The sequence below is a fragment of the Gilliamella sp. Gris3-2 genome, assembly GCF_001690345.1.
Classification (GTDB): domain Bacteria; phylum Pseudomonadota; class Gammaproteobacteria; order Enterobacterales; family Orbaceae; genus Gilliamella; species Gilliamella bombi.
This window is the reverse complement of record NZ_LZHB01000051.1, coordinates 1-22,061: the sequence shown is the minus strand read 5'-3', so window position 1 is coordinate 22,061 and position 22,061 is coordinate 1. Positions and strand designations below refer to the sequence as shown.

At 34.3% G+C, this 22,061-nt stretch carries 24 protein-coding genes; 1 reads left to right on the top strand and 23 read right to left on the bottom strand.

Features of this window, described 5'->3' with window-relative positions:
• Positions 1–10: 10 nt before the first annotated feature.
• From A9G32_RS07410 to A9G32_RS07315, 20 genes are all read right to left on the bottom strand, one after another.
• Positions 11–1,327, bottom strand: coding sequence for an integrating conjugative element protein (locus A9G32_RS07410; RefSeq protein WP_176701334.1), 1,317 nt, complete (start codon positions 1,325–1,327; stop codon positions 11–13).
• A 14-nt stretch (positions 1,328–1,341) separates the two neighbouring features.
• Positions 1,342–2,268, bottom strand: a complete 927-nt coding sequence (locus A9G32_RS07405; protein WP_065590128.1) for a TIGR03756 family integrating conjugative element protein — start codon at positions 2,266–2,268, stop codon at positions 1,342–1,344.
• The gene (locus tag A9G32_RS07400; RefSeq protein ID WP_065590127.1) at positions 2,265–2,678 is read right to left on the bottom strand and encodes a TIGR03757 family integrating conjugative element protein; all 414 of its coding nucleotides are present in this window, start codon (positions 2,676–2,678) and stop codon (positions 2,265–2,267) included. Before A9G32_RS07400 ends, A9G32_RS07405 begins: the two co-directional genes overlap by 4 nt.
• A complete protein-coding gene (locus A9G32_RS07395; RefSeq protein WP_065590126.1) occupies positions 2,675–3,073 on the bottom strand; it encodes a hypothetical protein in 399 nt (132 codons plus the stop codon). Before A9G32_RS07395 ends, A9G32_RS07400 begins: the two co-directional genes overlap by 4 nt.
• Complete coding sequence (locus A9G32_RS07390) at positions 3,073–5,841, bottom strand: conjugative transfer ATPase (RefSeq protein WP_081296787.1); 2,769 nt, start codon at positions 5,839–5,841, stop codon at positions 3,073–3,075. Before A9G32_RS07390 ends, A9G32_RS07395 begins: the two co-directional genes overlap by 1 nt.
• Entirely contained in the window at positions 5,841–6,254 is a 414-nt protein-coding gene (locus A9G32_RS07385) for a TIGR03751 family conjugal transfer lipoprotein (protein WP_065590125.1), read from the bottom strand. The genes A9G32_RS07390 and A9G32_RS07385 overlap by 1 nt, the downstream gene beginning before the upstream one ends.
• Entirely contained in the window at positions 6,254–7,660 is a 1,407-nt protein-coding gene (locus A9G32_RS07380; RefSeq protein ID WP_065590124.1) for a TIGR03752 family integrating conjugative element protein, read from the bottom strand. Before A9G32_RS07380 ends, A9G32_RS07385 begins: the two co-directional genes overlap by 1 nt.
• Position 7,661: 1 nt before the next feature.
• Positions 7,662–8,486: a TIGR03749 family integrating conjugative element protein gene (locus A9G32_RS07375; RefSeq protein ID WP_081296786.1), complete on the bottom strand. Its 825-nt coding sequence runs from the start codon at positions 8,484–8,486 to the stop codon at positions 7,662–7,664.
• Positions 8,479–9,147, bottom strand: a complete 669-nt coding sequence (locus A9G32_RS07370; protein WP_065590123.1) for a PFL_4703 family integrating conjugative element protein — start codon at positions 9,145–9,147, stop codon at positions 8,479–8,481. The genes A9G32_RS07375 and A9G32_RS07370 overlap by 8 nt, the downstream gene beginning before the upstream one ends.
• Entirely contained in the window at positions 9,144–9,518 is a 375-nt protein-coding gene (locus A9G32_RS07365; protein WP_065590122.1) for a TIGR03750 family conjugal transfer protein, read from the bottom strand. The genes A9G32_RS07370 and A9G32_RS07365 overlap by 4 nt, the downstream gene beginning before the upstream one ends.
• A gap of 27 nt (positions 9,519–9,545) precedes the next feature.
• Positions 9,546–9,923, bottom strand: a complete 378-nt coding sequence (locus tag A9G32_RS07360) for a TIGR03745 family integrating conjugative element membrane protein (protein ID WP_065583150.1) — start codon at positions 9,921–9,923, stop codon at positions 9,546–9,548.
• A gap of 23 nt (positions 9,924–9,946) precedes the next feature.
• Positions 9,947–10,192, bottom strand: coding sequence for a DUF3262 family protein (locus A9G32_RS07355; RefSeq protein WP_065590121.1), 246 nt, complete (start codon positions 10,190–10,192; stop codon positions 9,947–9,949).
• Positions 10,185–10,499 carry an integrative conjugative element protein, RAQPRD family gene (locus A9G32_RS07350; RefSeq protein ID WP_065590120.1) on the bottom strand — a complete coding sequence of 105 codons (315 nt, stop codon included), beginning with the start codon at positions 10,497–10,499 and terminating at the stop codon, positions 10,185–10,187. Before A9G32_RS07350 ends, A9G32_RS07355 begins: the two co-directional genes overlap by 8 nt.
• A gap of 95 nt (positions 10,500–10,594) precedes the next feature.
• On the bottom strand, positions 10,595–11,290 hold the full coding sequence (locus A9G32_RS07345) for a TIGR03747 family integrating conjugative element membrane protein (RefSeq protein ID WP_065590119.1): 696 nt from the start codon (positions 11,288–11,290) through the stop codon (positions 10,595–10,597).
• Positions 11,290–13,467 carry a type IV conjugative transfer system coupling protein TraD gene (gene traD / locus A9G32_RS07340; RefSeq protein ID WP_065590118.1) on the bottom strand — a complete coding sequence of 726 codons (2,178 nt, stop codon included), beginning with the start codon at positions 13,465–13,467 and terminating at the stop codon, positions 11,290–11,292. The genes A9G32_RS07345 and traD overlap by 1 nt, the downstream gene beginning before the upstream one ends.
• Before the next feature lie 16 nt (positions 13,468–13,483).
• A complete protein-coding gene (locus A9G32_RS07335) occupies positions 13,484–13,999 on the bottom strand; it encodes a PFL_4695 family integrating conjugative element protein (RefSeq protein ID WP_065590117.1) in 516 nt (171 codons plus the stop codon).
• Complete coding sequence (locus A9G32_RS07330) at positions 13,999–14,760, bottom strand: TIGR03759 family integrating conjugative element protein (protein WP_081296785.1); 762 nt, start codon at positions 14,758–14,760, stop codon at positions 13,999–14,001. The genes A9G32_RS07335 and A9G32_RS07330 overlap by 1 nt, the downstream gene beginning before the upstream one ends.
• A 2-nt stretch (positions 14,761–14,762) precedes the next feature.
• The gene (locus A9G32_RS07325; protein WP_065590116.1) at positions 14,763–15,563 is read right to left on the bottom strand and encodes a hypothetical protein; all 801 of its coding nucleotides are present in this window, start codon (positions 15,561–15,563) and stop codon (positions 14,763–14,765) included.
• Entirely contained in the window at positions 15,560–16,126 is a 567-nt protein-coding gene (gene pilL2, locus A9G32_RS07320; RefSeq protein WP_065590115.1) for a PFGI-1 class ICE element type IV pilus protein PilL2, read from the bottom strand. Before pilL2 ends, A9G32_RS07325 begins: the two co-directional genes overlap by 4 nt.
• Positions 16,127–16,894: 768 nt before the next feature.
• The gene (locus A9G32_RS07315; RefSeq protein WP_065590186.1) at positions 16,895–18,919 is read right to left on the bottom strand and encodes a DNA topoisomerase III; all 2,025 of its coding nucleotides are present in this window, start codon (positions 18,917–18,919) and stop codon (positions 16,895–16,897) included.
• Positions 18,920–19,119: 200 nt separating this feature from the next.
• On the opposite strand from A9G32_RS07315, the gene A9G32_RS07310 reads away from it, so the two are divergent.
• A complete protein-coding gene (locus A9G32_RS07310) occupies positions 19,120–19,356 on the top strand; it encodes a hypothetical protein (protein WP_065590114.1) in 237 nt (78 codons plus the stop codon).
• Between the two features lie 53 nt (positions 19,357–19,409).
• On the opposite strand, the gene ssb is transcribed toward A9G32_RS07310, so the two are convergent.
• The 3 genes from ssb to A9G32_RS07290 all read right to left on the bottom strand — a co-directional run bounded on the left by ssb (position 19,410) and on the right by A9G32_RS07290 (position 21,697).
• On the bottom strand, positions 19,410–19,907 hold the full coding sequence (gene ssb / locus A9G32_RS07305) for a single-stranded DNA-binding protein (protein ID WP_065590113.1): 498 nt from the start codon (positions 19,905–19,907) through the stop codon (positions 19,410–19,412).
• A 600-nt stretch (positions 19,908–20,507) separates the two neighbouring features.
• Positions 20,508–21,017 carry a DUF3158 family protein gene (locus A9G32_RS07295; protein WP_065590111.1) on the bottom strand — a complete coding sequence of 170 codons (510 nt, stop codon included), beginning with the start codon at positions 21,015–21,017 and terminating at the stop codon, positions 20,508–20,510.
• Positions 21,018–21,034: 17 nt separating this feature from the next.
• Positions 21,035–21,697 carry a PFL_4669 family integrating conjugative element protein gene (locus A9G32_RS07290; RefSeq protein WP_065590110.1) on the bottom strand — a complete coding sequence of 221 codons (663 nt, stop codon included), beginning with the start codon at positions 21,695–21,697 and terminating at the stop codon, positions 21,035–21,037.
• Between the last annotated feature and the right edge of the window lie 364 nt (positions 21,698–22,061).

The window sequence follows — 22,061 nt, the reverse complement described above, 5'->3', positions numbered from 1 at the left end:
ATTTAACTCGTTATTTATTTGCATCAAAAGATTCATGATTATCGATATGCAAAATAGCGCCTTGCTGTCTTTGCTGTTTTCGTTCTTGTATGACAGATAAAGTATTGCCAGCAATGGATTTACGCATATCGTACTCTAATTTAATTTGATTCAGTTCCATATCCAGTTCATCTATTTGGTCCAAAATTTTAGACTGGACGGGTTCATTTTTTGCCACATTTGGTTCTTTACGGCCAGCTAACATGATACGCCGTGCCATCATCGCTTCTTCAATAGTTCTAGACAACGCCATTTCACTCGCTAAACGTTTCACTAATACAACACGCTCATTATCTTCCCTTAATGTTTCAATGACACTTCGAGTGACACTTACAGAGCTGCCTTCTAGTGCTTCTAATTCCGCTTTACTAATAGGCTTTGTACCATTTACTAAATCAACCAACTTTTTATAATAAAATTCGTAATATTCTTCGGTCTTTGGACTTAAACCCGTCCCTGGCTTGCCTGTATCATTACCGTTTTGATTTTCACTATCAGTTATCATAGTGCGCTCACCAACAACATCAGTTAGCCACACTTGTGCGTCACTAGGTTTATTCCATGTTTTATAAACACCCCCTTTATTTTTTGCATCACTAACGGGTGTTGTATCCGTAACGTTTCGATTTATTAATGAGTTATAGCCAGCTAAAGCGACATCACTTGTTATTTTAATTGGATCTTGTCCTTTCCCTCCTTTTTTTACTCCTCCAACCCATGAAATGCCATTTTTCCCTGCATCACTATCAATTTGTTTATCAACTCGAATAGCATCAACTTTCTTTCCATTTAACATCTCGGCCATATTCTCAGCTTTAGCTACTTGAACCAAACTAGCAGAATCTGTGTAATCAGCCATTTTTCCAGCAAGTTGCTTGCAGCTTGTCTTAATGTCTGAATAATCTAATTTTGCTTGTAACACACCATTTGTTAACAAATCGTACAGTTGAGGATTAGCTCGTTGTATAACTAGGGCTGGTAAACTTGCAACAGCACCTTTAGCATTGTTAACAACTTCGCTCATAATATTGTTAAAACCCTCTGTTACACCATTTAGTTGATTAGAGATTGTTGAGCTAATATCAAAATTACCGCACATCATAGAGTTCCATTTGCCCGTATTCATAATGGATTTGGGTTTATCAAATGTATATGTAGATCCTTTTACCGAACCACCGCCGATACGATAATAAAGACTATCAGATATCCCGCCAGTTGAATTAGCATAACTATAGGAGCTAATTGTCAGTAATAATGCTGTTATAGTCATTGTTGTTTTCTTTGCCATGATCATCATCCCCCTCATTCCCCAATACTGTATAAAAATTTTTGCCCACGTCTCTTACAACACGCATACGGTCTCCACAATGCATAAACATAGGATCCATCAACGCTCGCTGTATCATTAATATTTGGAAAAATACCGCATGACATATTTAATGTTGGAGCCAATTCTTGCCATTTATGATTTTTTGTGTTTTCTTTAACAGGAGCTGGTGGCCAAAATCCATCTTTTTTACGCTTAGTGTAATTTTGAACGACATGCAATGAATTACTATTTGTTAATACATCAGCACCTCGTTGAACAACCACTGCTCCTGCTTTGAAGTCGTCATTTTGAGTAACAGCACCAGCTCTTGGATAAATGTTTCCCCACATATCGGATGAATTACCAATTTCTCTTTTACCTGGTATTAATGCCTCTGGGTATACAGATTCAACAAGTGCTAATCGCCACGCAATAAAATCAAGTTCACTCACAAAATAAGGATAAAATGGCGTTACCCCATTATTACAATAGTAGCCCATGCCTGATAGCATTTGAGAGAAAACAGCACCGCCTGGGTGGCCTATTGCTTGAACATCTTTAAAACGAATTTTTGTTCGATTATTTGCTTGACGATTATTTGTATCTCCCCCTCCTTGAATATTTGCCCCAACTAATGAACTTGCTGATGAGGTAATAGCATTAATTTCGGTCCAAGGATTTTCAAACGGCTGTTCATATGCAGACATAACAACATCGGGGATATAGTGCTTTACTTTTACAGATGTACGAATTTTGCAACCATAGGAACAAAACAGCCAAAAACATGTTCCAGCAATTTTATATTCAGTACAACTAGTCGAGAGAGCTGATCGAACTATTTGTTGAGTACTAATAGATGTGGCAAAACTCGGCATAGTAATTATGAGTCCAAGTAAGCTACATTTTATTTTTTTTATCATCGGTTATCCTCATTACTCATAAAATCATTAACTGCACGTGCAACATCTGTTATTCCGTAAATCACATTTTTTTCATTAATAACAATCGCAGGATATTTTTTAACACCGAGATAAAATGCTTTTGTAATTGTTTTTTGAGCTTCAATTATTTGAGCTTCATGCGTTTTCCATTCTGGTAAATTTAATTTTTTTTCAACAACTGAATAAGCTTCATCAATATCACTCGATAACTCACCAAAAAATGAATTTAAAAGTACTTCAGTGCTATCTAGATCATATATTTGACAATTATCATGACAATTTTTAACTCGACTTGCTTGCTCATGATTCACAAAAACATCAATACTATAAATATCTGCCCCAATACTTTGAAAACTTACAAATACAATCAGTCCTAATATACGTTTCATGCATCAGCTACCTCTGTTTCTGTTAAAGCCATCAAATTTTTAATCAGCAAAAAGGCATCTATCCAGTCAACAACATTGATACATAGTCGTTTCCCTGTTTCAATATCAGCTAATTGTGGCCAATGAATTTTGTTCAAATTAGGATTGCATGACACCTCAATTAAACAGGCTGATTTTTTGCCTTCGAAAGCGATTAAAGCATATTGCTGATACAGTATTCCAAATTCTGTAGGATCATCTGCAGGTATACGGCATAAACGTAATTTAGTCGAAATTATTGCCCCAAGTTTTCCTAGTAATTCAAAACAGAATTGTTCAAAATCTTTACGGTGATCAATATTAATATTTGATTTTTTTAATGAAGTAGCATTAAATAAAAAATTATTATCGTTCATTATAAATCCTCATATTTTCGTGTAATACCTCGAGCTTCATCTAATTTTTCAGATACTTTAATGGCAGCATCAAGCTCACTGATATTAAACTCATTCATCAGTTTCATTCTCTCCGCTTTTTCATCTTTCTCTGTCATAGCTAGAGCTAAGAAAAGGCTTGGTGGAACAATTCTGAAAAGGCATTCCACATTTTTTGATAACACAACGCCTTCCGTGTACTGACGAGCAGCTTTACAAGCAGACGTGATCATTGAAATTTGTTCATCTGTTAATGCTTTAAAACGACGTATTTTCTCTGCTTCAGATGATTCTGTTACTAACATTTCCCACCACTCAATCATTGACAATAATTTTGAAGCTGCGTCGGGAAAATCTTCCATGTTTTGGGTGGCTAACCACAACCATACTCCCAGTTTACGCCACATTTTTGACGCTTTTGTTAAGTATGCTGCTGTTAGTGGTTTTACAGTAATAATATGTGACTCATCGGTAATATTAACGATAGCTCTGGCTTGGTGCTGATATTGTTCGCCCATATTGTTGATATGATTAATAAGAGAAATATACGCAATTGATAATTGAGCTTCATAACCCTCCCTTGCAAAAGTTGCCAAATCGACATGAATGACATCAACATCTGGCCATGGTGTGCCTTGTTTATTAAATATTTCACCTTCAAATCCTTGAGTGAACATACTTAATGATTCACCCATTTCATATGCTTTTGCACGCCTAGCTTCAGGTAAATGAGTATCTTTGCTTAAGGTAAACAATGCCTCTTGAACATCACTGGGAACAGCTTGCCGTCTTTCATCATAAGCAACTTGAGCAGCCATAACTATAGCTTGTCTAATCATTGCTCTATCTGAACGACGAAGTAATTCATCTTCCCGTTCTTCCCCTCCCGTGATCATTAGACGTATAGAAATTTCTATTTCACCGAGTACATCTCGTTGTGCATCATCTTCCTCATTTTGTTCTAGTGCTTCATTAACAATGTCATCGCTCAAATTGTTTTCATCAATTTCAAACTGAATATCCTTATTTTGTAAAATTAAATGAGAATCAGCTAAAGGATTAAGCACTACACCACTTCCAGGCTTTAAACTTACTCGATGAACACTGACTCCAAGTCGCTCCATAAAATCAACAAGAAGACCAAAAGAATTACCTGTTTCGACAATAATTGTTCTAGGCCGATACATAGCAACAAGCTGTGCTATTTCGATATTCAGTGTTGCTGATTTACCTGCTCCCGTTGGCCCTAAAATAAGCTTGTGACCATTTTGTGCTTTATCGACCATTGGATCGTAACTCAACGGCTCTCCACCGCGGTTAAAAAATGTCACACCAGAATTACCTGTTCCACTGCTTCTTCCAAGAACAGGTAATAAATTGGCTAAATGCTTGCACCAATTAAATTTAACATACAGTCGTTTTATGTCATTTTGAGGGTTATAATTCATAGGTAACCATCTTAAAAATGACGATGCTGGAGCAACTTCATTAGCTTCAGCTACTGTGACAAGTCCATTATTATTAAGTACTGAACTCAGCCCCTGTATTTTACGTTTCAATCCACCGATACTTGAATCTTTCACATAAAATGCAATAGAGCTGTAATACATTTTTTCTCGTTGCCTGATATACTCCATTGCTTCGTCACAATCCTCCTTGACAGACAATGATTCAGCATTCTCACCGATGGCTTTACCTCGGACAAAATTGATATGGTCTTCTAGCTTATCTTGAGGATGAGTTACAATTGTCAAACTCATCATTGTTGATTCAGGCAATACATCAAAAAGCGCATTTATTCCATCCGCTTTACTTGTCTCGCCTGTAATATGACCAATTTTGGGTGGTGTTTTTAATCGATCCACCATAACAACAGCATGCGGAATATTATCAAAATGCCAGTAACCCTCTTTAATCTCTGGTTCACTGTAGAAAAGGCTTTCGGCAAAATCATTAATGATCGGCAGTTCATCAGCCTGTTTTTGATCATCCATTAATTGCTTAATAAAGTTTTTTTTACCTTGTAAAGGTGCGGGATTAAATATTTGAGCTAACCACCTAGAAACCTCATTTTTCCCCAATCTTTTGACAACAATTCCAGCCCCTTTTAATGCAAGTATCAAATTGTTACAAACGATATCTAGCTTTTCTTGTGCATTTAAATCTTCACGTTCTTTTGGTCCGATATACCGATATACAACTAACCTCGTTTTCCGAACCTTTCCTCTCCACGGTGTTTTTGTCACTGTGTTATCAAAAAAAAGACCATCACTTTTAGTGATACTATCTAAATGATATTCCATAATATCTAGCCATTTTTTTGTAAATTCAGTGCCTTGAGCATGCGATCTAGGATATTGTTTTAATAAAGAGATATAATCTTGTAAATTATCTTCATCTTGACAAAAATATTGTATAACCCATGGGTTCATATCTCGTTCATCAAAAGAGTCCTCAATACTATTTGTTACAATATCACTTATTGCACGAAGTTTAGACGTCGGTTTTGCCTCAGTCCCATAGGGTGTAATTTCAAAAACAGCACCTACAGATCGACCATCTTCTAATAAAATTGAATTATGCTCTTCATCAAACTCAATCCACGGTAAATAATCAATAATTGATTTTTTGCCATTATTGGCATAAAGAAAGTTTTTTTTATGACTATGAGTCAAATTTCCTTTGCGTTTCGGTCTTTTCTCTTGAACTTCTTTTTGTGAAACTTTTTTCTTACCAAACAACTTCTTCATTAGTAATTCTCCACCCTCTCACCTGGCATTGCATACTGCACTTCCGCATAAAATGGAAATACTGTTGAATAACCAGGAACTGGAACTTTTCCGTCACTCAAATGAGGATAGACATACATGACTAAATCGGGATTTGGTAATCGTTGAAAAAGATTATTAATTTCTTGTTCTGCTGTTCGTGTATGCGTTACCACTTCAACATTTTGCGTTAAATTATCAACTTCTCTCCTAAGTTGAAGTCGATTATCAAACAATTGAGAAGCTCCCCCTCCCGATTTTTTATTGTAAATATCACTCATCGTCTCACTACTATGTGGAAACATTTTTTCTTTTGAAGTACTACAACCAGATAATAAAAATAGAGCTGTGCCAAAAGTTAATAAAAATATTGTTATTTTTCGTTTCTGTTTCATTAATCAAGCCCTCCCATTTTTTTAGTACTCATCTCATAATCAACAAGTCTGCCCTCAAATAAATAATCAATTTGCAGCTCCTTGCTAATGTGAATGGCAATTTCTTTACCAGGAGGGACATAAACAGCATCAAAAGTTTGACCATAGCGTTTATTTAACCAGTCGATTGTTTGATTAATTCCACCACTCAGTCCTTTCCCTAAAACGTATTGACCATTATTACCAGTAACGGCATTGGTAACATTTGAGCCATCTGTTACAACAGTAGTATTTTGTTGTGCCATTGCATCTGCAGCAGCTGCTGCTGTACCTAGACCTATTACAGTTGATAAATATTGGCTCGCATTAGATTTGATTTCTCCCGAAACACAGGGAATACCGTATTCGTCAGATAACCACCCAATACTTTCATCTTTGCTATTTTTTGATGAATCGGGGATCGTTATAATTCGCCCATCATCAAAAACAAATGTAATTGATTTAACGTTGCCTCTTACACAAGATAGAACGTAATCACCAGAGGCTGTCCCAGAAACAATCGCCCCCTCAATATGTGGTAATTCAATTCCATTTGAGATTAAATTATCTCGACCAATAACAGCTTTAAACGGGTACGGATCAGATACAACACCATCAATGGGAACTCGACCTAGCAATGATGTCATTGAAACAGAGCCTGTTAACGTTGAATTGGCGGGTACCGTATAAAATGGTTGACGATCTTTTTCATTTTTTCGTTCACCAATAGGCTGATTGATACTCTCTTTATGGTCTTTTAGTTTTGAACGAATAGGATCGCTACCAAAGCTAGTCGGAAACTGAAATCCCGTCGTATTTTTACCTTTATTGCTACTAACAATTTGGTCAGCTGGATTAATCCATTGAATTTCATCATCATTAGTCATATCAACTTTACTACTTGTTTGCCCTCTCCCAATTGGAATTGAAACTGGTTTGGAATCAGCTGTTTCACTAGATATAGGGGATCTTGAAGCTAATTGATTAAGCTTATCTGTTAGAATTGAAACTTTTTTTTCTAGCTCAGTAGGCTCATTAGATTTTGAATCATTTGATGGTGGCTCTATCTTATACTGTGGTACTCTTGTCTTTTTCAAATTTTCATTTTCGGATTTTAACTTTTTCAGTTCACTTACTATATCCGCTTGATCCTTTTTTAGAGTCTTAACTAGCGTCACTAACGTCTGAACGGTATCTTTTTCCGTATCACCCGTAATGCCGAGCACAGATAAATCTTCTTCATTTAAATCAGCTATTTCAACTATTTCATCACTTGATGAAGATTCATTTTTTTTATTTTTATTTGCAATGACTACAATAAAAATTCCAACTAATATTACTCCACCAACGATAAGAGGTAACAGCTTATTTCCTTTAATTGTCGCCATATTATTCCTCTCTTAACTCAGGTAAAAATGCATTGATTACTTTACCTTTAGTAACAATATAAAGCATTGTTGTATCTGTCGGATCACCATTAGGGCCTAATGTGTTGTGTTGAAATGTTGCAGAATAAAAGTTGCCTTGTAACAATCTTGCATCTAAATTGACATGATTTTTACTCTGATTAACTAATTTAATTGCGACAACTTCATAATTTTTTAAACGCCACACTGATTTTGGCTCAGCACTGATAGGAAGCTGTGGTACCAGCCTAGTTAATAATGGGGGTAATGACATAGAAATTTGTTTAATACCAGGTACTTTTTCAATTGCACGCAATGGAGCATAATAATTTTGTGCAGCATATCTAGTAAGCAAAACGGGAGTTGGTAATACCTGCTCATCATGCACAGTTGTATAATTTTCTTCTGCTTTTTTTAAATTAGCTTCACTTTCATTATCGGTCGTGATTTTAATTGTTTCTAATTTCTTTTTGGATGGTCCATTTCCCGTCAGATCAACTAAAATAATTTCACCTGTTTCAAGATCTTTTAGCATTAATCGAGTTTCAGTAAATGGCGCATTGCTTTTTAAATATATAACACCTCCTAGACTTTGTACTCGAAGCTTATCTTGTAATGATCCAGGTAATCCGACTGATATATTTCTTTCTAAAATCACCATTCTTTCATCATTTTGATTAATAGTAATTTTAATAGGTGTTCTGTCCCATGTAATTAATTCAACAGCAATAGCATTATTGATTGACGATACAAAAATAAATAATGTTATGATTAGTTGAGAAAGTTTTATAATCATCTTATTATTCATTGTGTTCTCCTGTAGACGAAGTGAGTCTTAACGGTTGACTTGCATAGCAATTAAGCTTTAAACCCCAGGGATTTTCTTCTGGATTTGTATCACTCTTAACAACACTAAGTGGATAACGAACCATTGCTCGTTTAACCGCTTCCCCTTTGTAATATTCATCAATGTATAAATCGAATGTCACAATCCATGCTTTATCTGATAAAATTTTTACTCGAGGCTCAAGTTGATTTGTTTCGTAATTTTTAATTTCTGAATTAATGCCCCTGCCATCTATTTCAGCAATGTTTCGAGCCCGTTCTCTTAGTTCACCACCCTGCCTTCTTTCCTCATATTCATTCAATAACTGTGATTTACATTGAGGTGTCAAAAACGGAGTAAGCGTATTGATGTTACGTTTATAATCAACTTCGCCATTCGTTGGCCAGTTATGTAGTTGCTGAAAAATATAAAATGCAAATCCATAAATGTTACTTGGATCTATATCTGACCAAAGCCTAGTACTACCTGAACGAGTATCGGGAGGAATATGAATAGTCAAATGTTTAGGCGCTGACCGCCAGCCCCAACTCACAGCTAAAATAATTACAAGCAATACAATAATCACAAATCTCAGTGATTGGATGTGTTTATCTCGCCCTGTAAGTGCGTGTAAATATTTCATTTGTTTTTTACCTTATTGTTTTTTCGTCTAACGATAAATTCTTGATCATTAAAAATTAGATTATTTCCATTGAATCCTTTTTTGGCGAAAAACAAATCAATAGACCGTGCAAACCAGGTTTCTGGTTTACCTCGCTTTAATTTAGTAATCTTATTTCCGCCCAAAAAAAGGGTTGGCAATGGCATGAAAACGATCGCTGAGGGAATTAACACCCAGCGACAAAATAAGATAAATAAGATAATTCCGAGCAAACCACCAATAATTACACCAATCCCTATCATCAGCAAGATTTCACGGACTGTCATTCCTTTATAAACAACAGGCATCCGATTCAACCGATCGGGAAGCATATCAATGTCATTCTCTTTCATCTTATTTACCTTTTTATTAACTTTCTATTAATCTTGCAGTGTTTCAGCAGCCAATGTTGCAAGCCAAATACAAGCGACAACTAATACAATACCTATAACAACTAAGGTGCCTAACTTTGCCCAAGACCCTTTCCCTTCACCGATATTGTTATACTCAACGATGATATTTTTTGCTGCGACAATAAAAACACCGCCAACGATAATCAATCCGCCAAAAACGAAACCGTCATATATATATGCTTGCATATTTGCTAAAAATCCGCTTTTTTTCCCTTGTGTGGGATCATCTATCTTCGGCATTTTTGCCAACGCATTTTGTCCCCATAAAGCTAAAGACAGTAATATTAGTTTTATAGACATCTTATTATTTTTTACTTGAAATAATTTTTTTGCTTTTTTGAACATGAATTTTTTTCTCCTTTAAAATTTTACTGAAAATAAATGAAAGACATTAGAATCAAGACAAGAACAACTGCACGAATAATAATTGATGGCAAATCATCAATTTTGACACTTTCATCACCTAATCCTTTCAAAAGACATAAAACAATGATCGCAATTAAAAATAGCCCTACAGCAAAACATATCGCACCGAAAAAATTAAATGAGTCATCCATCGTGAATGTTGCACCATCTTTAAATGCGTTATAGGTTTTTTCTTTGATATCATTCATTTTGATATTCGCCTTCAATCACTGGAAAGTTAAGCGAACGAGGTTGTGATCTTGTCGGGGATATGTAGCTTTCGATACCGTGCATGACATGATCAATATCATTTTGTATTGCTTTATAATTAAAATGATAACGTTCTGATTGCTCGGTTCCTGAAACAATCTCACTTTTTAGTAGAGATTGCTTAACTTGTTTAAGTTGTTTTAACACTAATGCAAGTTCTTCTTTTTCATTTGCAACACTCAAATTAGAGCTTAACAATAAAGATAAACCAACTATTGAAAGAATTATGTTAGGATGCTTTCGCATATTTTTTCTCCAGTTTTAAACTGGATTTCTACTATAATGATTAATATGCGAAAAACATCAATTAAATCTTTTTTGATTTTTTAAAAAAAATTGGCTTACAAATATTTCTTAAATGAACCAAATGTAATACTAATACTGAGACCAAATAAAAAGGCCATGGGAATAAAAACGGCATTTGGATGGATTGTGAAAGGAACGGATAAATAGATAAGCCATGACAAAATTAACAAAGGCTTTATCCATGCTTTAGAATGATAATATAGAAAACTCGATTCACGACCTGCTCCAAATCGCCGAATGTCTCGCCGAACCAGACCGTCTACACAACCAACAATAGCTGCAAGAATAAAAATTGGTATTGAAAGAATCAAAATAACTAAGCGAACCAAAAAAACCAATATAATATTAATAATGGCTTTTACATAAACACCAACCGAATTAATATATTTATAAACAGTCGAGCTTTCATCGTTCACAGTTCCATCTACTATTTCAATCAATCCCGTTTTAACAGCAATGAATTGATATGTATTGGTAATAATATTTTCAGCAAAAACTACAGGCTCAGACAAAATAAAGCTATTGACAAAGTCTTGTTCAAGATAACTAAACTCAACATTGAGCATTTCTTCGCTATGACTATCACCGAGTTCAGTCCAAAAAAACGTTATGCCAATACATTCAATAACAATACTTATAAGAAGTGAAAAAAAAAGTGTAGAAACTATAGATGAAATAAATCCCTTTTTTTTGGGCTTATTTGAATTTGAATCAGATTCAGCATTGGCCATTATTCATCTTTCTCCTCTTGTAAAGTATGTAAAAAAGCTTTTTCATCATCATCAATGTCCAATTCTAGATGAAGAGGTAATTCATTTTCCTCAGGACAATTATCTGAATCATTATCTAATTCAGGCTTTTCCCATACTGAATTTGAATTTACCCACCATTGTTCACCTGTTGAATAACTTTTTGCCATCTCTTTAGAAAGTGTATTAATGGAATCAGGCATCATAATATCTTGCTCTTGAGACGGAAGAGGCATGCGAACTTTATATAAAACACCACCGTTAGTCAGGACAAACGCTTGTCCTCTTGGTAACTGTATTAGTTCCGATGGCTCAAGTAATGGCATTGATTCAGTACTAATTCTGTCCTGTGTACTTGATGTAAAATCCGTTTTTGTATCTGGACTCGGTGTATCGTTTGCACCTGATACTACCGTATTTTTGTAGATATCAACTTTAGGAAGTTGTGATGTAATAAGTTCTGCTGTTTTGGTTTCACGAACACGTAACATAATTATATTATTGAAATTACCTTGCACTTGCCCTGCTTTTGCGGCACTCCCCACTTTGACTTCGATATCTGAAATCGTTTGTGTGTATGCAGTAACATTTATTCCTGCCCCTCTGGCTTTATTTACAAGAGGAATAAACTCATCACCCATGATTTCATTCACTTCATCAGTATGTAAACACACATTGATTTTAGATCTATTTTCTCCTGGTAATCCGTCGTCAACACCATATTTATAGATATACCCAGCTATTGATACAAGATCTGCTAGCATTGAGTTTCCAACGGCAGCACCAACTACAGCATCAGACAAAGCATCAAGCCCAATATAAACAATACCCTTTTTTCGAATGACTTGTTCCCAATCGAAAATTGGTCGTTCATCATTGATATCCAAGTAGTCTGGAGCTAATAATTGTGCTGTTTTTCCTGTTGTTAACTTTTCTAAAAATGGCATTAATGAGGCTACAATTTTATCAAAATACGTTTTATCGTATTGAATAGCTGAACGCAAGCCTTCCAGAACATCATCACGGATTTTTTTAGCAGCAATATAATCATAAAGAGCAACGACAAGCTTGTCTCTTCCCCTCATTGCTAATGAAACATTTTTGTCATTAACTTTTGTTGCCATTTCACTAATAGTGATCCAAGCTTTTGGATCGTGCTTATCAAAATAGTGCTGAGCATATTCTAAAAATAAGGTATCCATATTGTTTGTATAACGATTAATTTGAATGTAATCTGGACGACGGCCAAGTTCAATTAATGCTTTGGTAACGATATTAACAAATCGCCACGCGAACTCTTTAAATGCTGCGGAATTGCCTTCTCCAGCAAGAGGAGCTGAAACACGCTGAGCAACTTCAGTAATTCGACTAAAACGACCAATAGCATTATATCTAGCTGAAATTTCAGGGTAACCCAAATGAAATATGTAAAATTCGTCTTGTCTACCATTACGTTTAGCTTCTGCATACATTCTTTTTAATAAATCTGCATCTCCTTTGGGATCAATGACGATAACTGGATCGCCTCTTGCTATGTCTTGTATAACCAGAACTTCTAATAATCTTGTTTTTCCGACACCTGTAGTTCCTAATACTAACGTATGACCGCCCCTATCCACAAATGGCATCATAATATCGACCTCATTAATTTCGACACCGTGTAAGAATGGGTTTCCGCCTACTGGTGGTAATGGTTTTACTGGATTAAACCAACGATTTGAGCTTGTACACTTTGCTATCAGGCTTTTTTCATGTTTTTGTTCCCATTGCCTAGCAGCTCTATATATAGCTGATGGTTGAACAAAACGTTTGTATTCCTCTCGACGGCACAAGATAATTCGTTGTAAATGTTTTTGTTCCCATTTAAACCCTTTCCCTAGAAAAAGAAATTTTTGGCTAACAGGAATTTGTTCACTAGTCAGAGAATAGAATGGTAAACGTTTTATATTCCGTTTATAACGAATAATGGTAATACCTTGCTTAGCCCTATAAATGCCAAACAATAAAAAAGCACCTGCAACACCAGCATTAACAGAAGTTGATAAAGCTACGGCCCAAGGTGCAACAAGACAAATAAATGCACAACTGATTGATGTTACAGCACTATACAGCTCAGAAGCAGGTCTAAATATTGCTTCAATATTGTGCTCATTACTCATGATGTTATTCCCATAATCATTGTTCAATACTTTTCGCAGTAACTAGAGCGGGATATGATGTTATTTGAAACTTCTCTGCGAGTTCATCGCCAGACATGGCATATATAGGAATATTAGTAAGAGATTTTAATGTTTTAATCTGATTGACATTGTCTATGTTTACAGCAACGGCAACAATACCATTTATTGACTCTAAATAATCATTCCTCACCTTAAGCCATTCAACTGAGAGATCATCTGCACCAATAATGATAAAAGGTTGTAATGTCGGAAAATCAATTGAATACGATTCAAACTGACCAGGAGAAAGTTTTTCACTATGCACAGGTAAATAGGTTCCCTCATCAATTTTCATGTTTTCAGGAGCTAAAAATTGCTGTTGTTGCTCACTATATTCATCTTGAGGATCTAACATTTCATAATACACACCCATCGAATTACCGCCATAATCACTGATTACATTCAAATCAGCTATTGCAGAATGAGTTGTTATAGAGATAATAAAAATTAATGTTTTTTTGTTTATAATCATTACAAATCACCCAATTCAATTTGTCTCCATTTGCCACCTTGGTTTTGTACCAAAATTGGCAATATGTTTTTTCCGATTTGTTCCCACTGACCGCTATTGTGATTTAACGTAATCTCACCACTTTTTACTTTATCAATTGGAAGATGATTTAGACTAGCCCACTTTTGGACAGCTTGATCGTCTTTGGTATTCAGCAAATAAACATCCATTTCTTTATGTGTTTTTAAAGCCTTACCTAATAATTTTTCACCTCTTACATTATCATTGATATCAATAAATAAAATCATTCTGTCACCATCGTAATTTAGAGGTGCTACAAAATTAGGATTTTCATCCAATTCAATAGGTAATACGTTTGTATAAAGCTGTTTAAACATACGATCATAAACTCGCTGAAACTCGAGTTCTTTAGTTGTTCGTTCAAATTCTTTTTTGGCTAATAATTTTGCGTAATACTCTCGTTCTTCTTGAGTTTCAGATTCAACTCCAAGGGTAGTTAGAGGATCAAGATTAGGAGACCAATAACGCCGCCCGCCTTCATTAATCAGTTTTTCATATTTTTGCCATTCTGTAACTGTCAATCCCCAATAAGATGCTTTCTCTTTAATTCTTTCTTCTTGTGTATTCCGAGATTCTTCATCAGATTTTTCAACCGATTTTGTGGAATCAAGATCCTTTGAAACTAGTTGAGAATTAGCTAATAAATCCCAAGAAATAAAACTTAATAGCAATAACAAACATATTTGTTTTTTTAGTATCATATTTACTCCTTATCTATTGTTAGAGTATAAGTTTGTTGCTTACTATTTATTAATTTCACAGAGTTTTTATCAATTTTTGCAACTTTCCAAAAATCATCTATAAACTCACCTTCATTTACAAATTTCAACGCAGATAGTGATGTCGCATTTTTAGGTAGGAATACAGCAACTAATTCACCAGCTCTAAATTCAATGCTAGATAATTGATATTTAAAATTTATTGCCGTTGCAGTTTTAGCCTTTATATTACTTCTTGTTGTATTGGTTGACTTGCTATTGTTATTTGATAGCATTACTGTAATTTTTTGTATAATCTGATCTTTAAATTGTTGGAAAGATGCCACAACGCCATCTAATGATTCTTGTTGCATTTTTTGAACATTCTTAACTGCTTCTAACTCAACTTCAATATTTGCTATAGCTGTTTCAAAATTATCTAATTTACTATCGAGATTTTTATCATTTAGAATTAGTTGTAATGACGTTATGTCCTGTTGACTTCGTGCAGAGCGTGTATTTAAATTATCATAATCAACATTGATTTTTTTCTGTTCCAACTGAATTTCATCTAATTTTTTTTCCAATGTGTTAATACTATTTATACTTACATTATTCGTGTTTATTTTATCTTCCAGTTCTTTATAGTTATTAGATGCTTGATTCATGTTAAGGAGAGATAAATGCAATGCTATTGCTACTAATATAAACAAGATTACAAATACACCACATATTAAAACGACCATTTTTTTAGTTATTGCAATGGGTTGGTTTATATTTAATTTATTTATTAGCGTATCCTTCATTTTTTGCCTCCTTTTGTTTCAACATTTTTTAGTTCTTTTGTTTCTATCATTTGAGGAGGTGCTTGATAAGTTTCAAATTGAGGTTCCTGTTTAACTGAGGAAATAGGTTGTTGTTTTCGAGAATATCCTTTTTTTAGATGAAAACAGATTTCTCGTTCAACGTCATTAACATCTAAATTCCAAGCAGGGCCAGCCATAACATGTAGTGCATCATTTAATAAAATTGGCCCCATTTTATATTGAACTTTAGGTAAAGTGCTTTCATAAAGAACATTGATATCTGAGTTAGTGCAAAGAGAATAACCTGATTGTTTTAAAGCATATTCCATTCCATCTTTAACTGTTAAATTTAAATTTTTAGGTAGTGAAATATTAATAATTTGATCTAAAACATATTTATGAATTGGATCATCTAGTTCCACAATGGTATATCGATCTGTCTGCAAAACTGGTGTAGGTTTAGATTCTATTTTAGACTTAGAACTAATAGTTTTAGAGTTATTTGTACATGCTGTTAATACAAATATTGGAAGCAATGCTAACATAGAGATAGCGATTTTCATTGTATTTACCTTTAGATTAATATAGAAAGTAAAAAGGTAAAATGCAATGATGACTGAGTAAACAAATAAATCAATGCTGAGTACAACAAAAAACCCATTTATCAAAATTATCAAAATGGGCTTTTGTTTCCAAGTATATATGTAATTAATATAATTAGAGTTAAAGACAACTCAATAAAAAGTGATAAAATGCACTCTCACCTCAAAAATCATGCAATTTCATACACATTCTCGATTCGCTATTTAGTTAGCTGAGATGAACCGAATAAACAAGCCTGCTTTAAACAGTCTTATCAGGCACGCGTTAACGCACTAAGGGCTACTGATTTTTTACCATTCAGTTTTGGTGTTGTTATTAGTCGTTATAGAACAAACAAGGTAAATACCACTGTTTTTCTTGCTACAATTTACAATGGTATTTACCCTGAGTTCGGACAAAGACAGGAAAGACAGGAACAAGAACCACCTTGCTCCTTGTTGTATATTATTTCAAAATTGATGTGAATTGAATCAGCTCTGATACACATACAGCTCTATCCAACCGTATGTATAGTTGTAACTTACACAGAGTTGTTACAAGCAGCCATAAATTATGGACTTGGGACATTTCAGATTAATAAGGGTTAAAAATTAATCCAAAATAAATTAGTGATTTTATGACCGCAAAACCACAAAAGCGGAGTGAAGTTTGATTCTGTCATAATTCGTTTAATTTTACAATATAGAATCTAATTAAGTATGTTTTTATTCTAGTAATAATCACTATATTCACACTGTCTTCTCAAAAACAGGATTACCTTTCTTGTCCCCAAAACAAGTAAATTTGCATCCATCTTTGTAACGAGAGCAACCAAACCAAATATATTTACCTTTTTGGTTTTTACCTTCTCTTTTAATAAGTGCACCACTTTGACATTCAGGGCAATCGTATGATTTTGTTTTTGAGACTTTTTTAGATGTGGTATTTTTAGGTAACTCAGCTCCTTTATACGTTTGAATTAGTTGGTTAATAAAAATATACTGTTTACGCATAAACTCGCTTTGTTGCTGTTGACCCGTTGCAATATTTTCTAATTCTTGCTCCCACAAGGCTGTCATACCTGGATCTTTTAATACATCAGGTAGGCTATCTATCAGTGCATATGCAATATTTGTGGCCAGAATCATTTTCTTTTTTCGTTCAATGTAATTACGTTTTTCTAATGTTTCTACAATTCCTGCTCTTGTTGCTTCTGTACCAATCCCTGAAGTTTCTTTTAACATTTTTTTTAATTGAGGGTTTTCTACATATTTGGCAATTTGTTTCATTGCATCAAGCAGACTACCGTCATCGAAATGTGTCGGTGGCTTAGTTTGTAACGATCTAAAGTCAACTTTAGAAATAGTACAAATATCATTGTTAGATAAAAGTGGAAGTTTTTGTTTATCATCAACATCTTCAGCATTTTCAATGTTGTCTCTTGTAAATAATACTTTCCATCCCAGCTCAACTAACACTGTACCTTTTGCTTGAAATTTCTGCTCAGAACTAATTAAATTAACTACTGTTTTATCTACTTCATTATGCACCATGAAATTAGCTAAATAGTTTCGTCTAATCAAATCATAAACCTTGAATTCATCTGTACTAAGTTGTGACAATTCTATAGTCTTTGATGTCGGGATGATGCCATGGTGTGCGGTTACTTTTTTATCATTCCAAAGTCGAGATTTATAAGCTAAATTAATCTGTGGCATAAATTTTGCTATTTCAGGATCATTTTTCATAATAACAGAAATTATGGTTTCGGCTTCATCAAACATTGATTCAGGCAAATATCCGCAATCAGTTCTTGGGTAAGTTGTAATTTTATGTGTTTCATAAAGTGATTGAGCAATATTAAGTACTTGAGGCATAGACATACCGTACTTTTTAGAGCACGCTTTCTGCAAGTCACTTAAACTAAATGCTAAAGGAGGAGAGAATTTAACCCGTTCCGTGTTAACATCAATAACTTTTGCTTCTCTTGAATGCTGTAGCTTTTGTGCTATTTGTCTTGCAAAAGATTCATTAAGACATCGTCCCGCTTCGTCTATATTTTCTTCAGGAATCCAAGTAGCATTAAATGTCTGGGATGTCTTAGATAACTGAATATTTACAGAAAAATAATGTTTGGGTATGAAATTTTTAATTTCTCTATCTCTATCGACAATTAGTTTTAGGACTGGTGTCTGAACACGACCCACAGATAAAACGCCGTAACCCAAATCTCTACCTAATAAAGTAAATAGTCTGGTACTATTTAATCCAACCAACCAATCAGCTTTTGCTCGAGCTTGGGCTGCTAAATATAACGGATAAGTTTCACTAGCTGCATTAAGACTAGCAAGGGCTTTTTTTATTGATGTATCATCAAGTGCTGAAAACCATAATCTTTTAGTTTCACCTTTCCAGTTAAAACGCTCTAACAGAGACCACGCAATAGCTTCCCCTTCTCGGTCGGGGTCTGTTGCGATAATAATAACGTTAGCTTTTTTTACTAACCCTTGAACCACTTTGAATTGTTTTGACGTTTTATGAGCAACATTATAAACCCACTTTTCAGGTAAAATAGGCAAATCGTCTATGCTCCACTTCTTAAATTTTTCGTCATAAACATGTGGTTCTGCTAGTTCCAGCAAATGACCGACACACCATGTAATACATATTTTTCCATCGGAGCTACGATAAAAACCGTTATCATTAACTGTAGCTCCAATATGTTTCTGGATATCTTTAGCTTGACTAGGTTTTTCACAAATAAATAATTTCATTAACATTCATTCTCTTATTGTTTTTGATAACTGAATATTAATTAATTGAAATAAATATGGGATAGTTAAATCAATATTGCTAAATGGAATATTGATTTAATAATAAAAAACATATACAGCATAATTATAATTAAAGTTCACATAAATTTTTGAAGCAAAATACGAAAAATTTTCGTATTTTTAAATTAGAGAATGACGATATGAACGGATATGAATTAAAAATTTGGAGGAGAGGTTTCGATTGGTGTCAAGAGATTGCAGCAGAACAATTAAACGTGACAACAAGAACATATCAAAATTACGAAAAATCAGAGTCAGTTCCCCACATAGTCATATTAGCAACTCAAGCATTATCATTAAAAATGAGATACAACGAAATGCAAAATAAACCTAAAAAAGAAATATTAAGAATTTTAAAGATAACCCTCGAAAAATAGATAGCCTAACTACTTTTAGCTAGATTATCTATTTAATATTTATAAAGTAAACTCTAGAATGGGATATCGTCATCAAAGTCCATTGGTGGCTCCTCAGGCATAGCTGTAGCTTGTTCTGTAGTTGGTGCATTTTGCGTTGTTGATTGTGGCACTGGTGCAGATGAAGAATTGTTAGCACTTTGTCCCCAATTTTGTGAACCATCCCGTGAACCTAGCATTTGTAAAGTACCGCCGATTGGGTTAATCACAACTTCTGTAGTATAACGATCTTGTCCAGACTTATCTTGCCATTTACGAGTTTGTAATTGCCCCTCAAGGTAAACTTGGGAACCTTTCTTTAAGTATTCACCAGCAATCTCAGCTAATTTACCAAATACGACAATACGATGCCATTCAGTGCGATCACGGGTTTCATTCGTTTGTTTATCCTTCCATGTTTCTGATGTTGCAACACTAAAATTAGCAACAGCATTACCATTCGGCATATAACGAACCTCAGGATCTTGCCCCAGATTGCCAACTAAAATTACCTTGTTTATTCCTCTTGCCATTTTCTTGCTCCAATTCTTTTAAATTCTCGTTAATTTGATGCTGTATTTTTTCAATTTGTACTTTTAATCTAAAATTTACAGCTTGCGTTGCGTCGTTTAAACTTGAATGCAATAAATAACTCTTCTTATCAATTTTTTTCTTGTCACAATAAACACTATTTTCGGTTATTTTTGCAATTATGAGGTTTTGTGGTTTTAATGCATTTTCGCATGTAAACCAAATAACATCCCCCGACTTTAGCTTTTGTTGTTACCGTTTTATTTTCGTCCATCTTTAACCCTCACTTTTATTAGGTTGATAAATATAAAGATAAGCAAAAGCATCCCTGCCACAAATGCAATACAGTAAATATGCCTCACGAAATATGTAGGTATAGGAACTCCGAGCCACACGTCTATCGTCATTCCAAGCACACAACTAATGACCCCTAGAAAATAATATATTAGTTTAACATTCATTCTATTTACCCCACATTAATGAATTAAAGTGTTCATTTTTTACTTCTAATAAAAGTGTATTTAGCTAGCTGTTACCCCCCGTTACAGTAAATTAGCTACAAACTGATTCTAAGCATAGTCACACATTTGAAACTATTTAATTTAGTTGGTGTTAAGCTCATCAAACTTGGGCAACATTTCATTAATTAAGTGTCTGATTCGAATACATACCCTCATTTGAAAATTTAACGTTAAGCGATCAATTTCTAGTTGTCTGATAAAATTTTTATCCTCATGACTCAAATTGTTTTGTTCCAACGCATCTAATATCAATCGTTTTCCCTCAATCTCGGTACGACTAGTTTTACCATCAACAATGACTATTTTCTTATACTTCCAACTTAAATATACTGAACCATTTGATAAGCGTCTTTTTTTCAAATAAAAAGGTAAATACTTAATGGGTAATTTATCTCTTGTGTCATTGATGAGTCTTTCTGCAATGTTTTCTAATCTAGAAAGGTGGGACTCAATTTCTTGTAAAAGAATTTCATATTCCCCCTTACCTTTAAAAGGCTTTAAAAGGCCTTTTAGGGATAGATGTTGTTTTGCAAATTGATAATCTGTTGAAGAGAGTGTATTTGCATATTCATCTTTATAAAACTCATTCATTAGCTCACCTTATTATGTTAATTAGTTATTGATACTGTTCTGTCTCGCATTTTATCTGCATTTAGTATTTCTTCTGGTACAATCCCTAATTGCTCAATAGCTTTAGTTGCTAACGGGGTATTATCGACAAAATCTTTTCGTGTTACACCAGTGCGTTTATATTTAGTTATATAAGTAATTAACGAACGTAATTCATGAGCAATCATATTCTGCCTATCAGATGCATCGCCACCTTTGATTAATGAAATATGTTTAGCTAGCTGAACTTTTCGGACAAATAAATCAAATTTACACAGTAAAAATACTAACTGATAACCACTTGGAACATTAATAAATAGGTTCAGATCAACGGGTTTAACTGATGTCGCATCACTTATTTTAAAACCTGGTGGGACTGATTTAAGTGTTTCATCAATACGATAATTCTCAACATCTAATAATTTTTCAATTTTAGTAATATGCTCATAGAATTTAGTCAATCTGATATCTGCGTAGGGATCATCAAGACGTGTTGCTATTTCAATGACTTTTAAATAAGCAATAGCCCTCGTCATACTTTGAATCGGATGCTTATCATCAGTTTTTTTTCTGCCGTACCAGATTTGAATTGCGGGAACAGTATGAAGCTCTATTTTAATATCACTTCGTAAAACACCAACTTGATTGTTTTCAATTTCCATGGGAATACTCCTATTTAAATAAAATTTAAAATTAATTCAGTTCACTGTTACCCCCCGTAACAGAGATTAACTACTCAGCTAGCTGTAACCCCCCGTAACAGTAATTAGACTACTCAGCTAGCTGTAACCCCCCGTTACAGTAATTGGACTACTCAGCTAGCTGTAACCCCCCGTTACAGTAAACAGTAGTTTGACTACTCAGCTAGCTGTAACCCCCCGTTACAGTAAACAGTAATTAGACTACTTAGCTAGCTGTTGCCCCCGTAACAGTAATTAGACTACTTAGCTAGCTGTTGCCCCCCGTAACAGTAATTAGACTACTCAGCTAGCTGTAACCCCCCGTTACAGTGATTGGACTACTCAG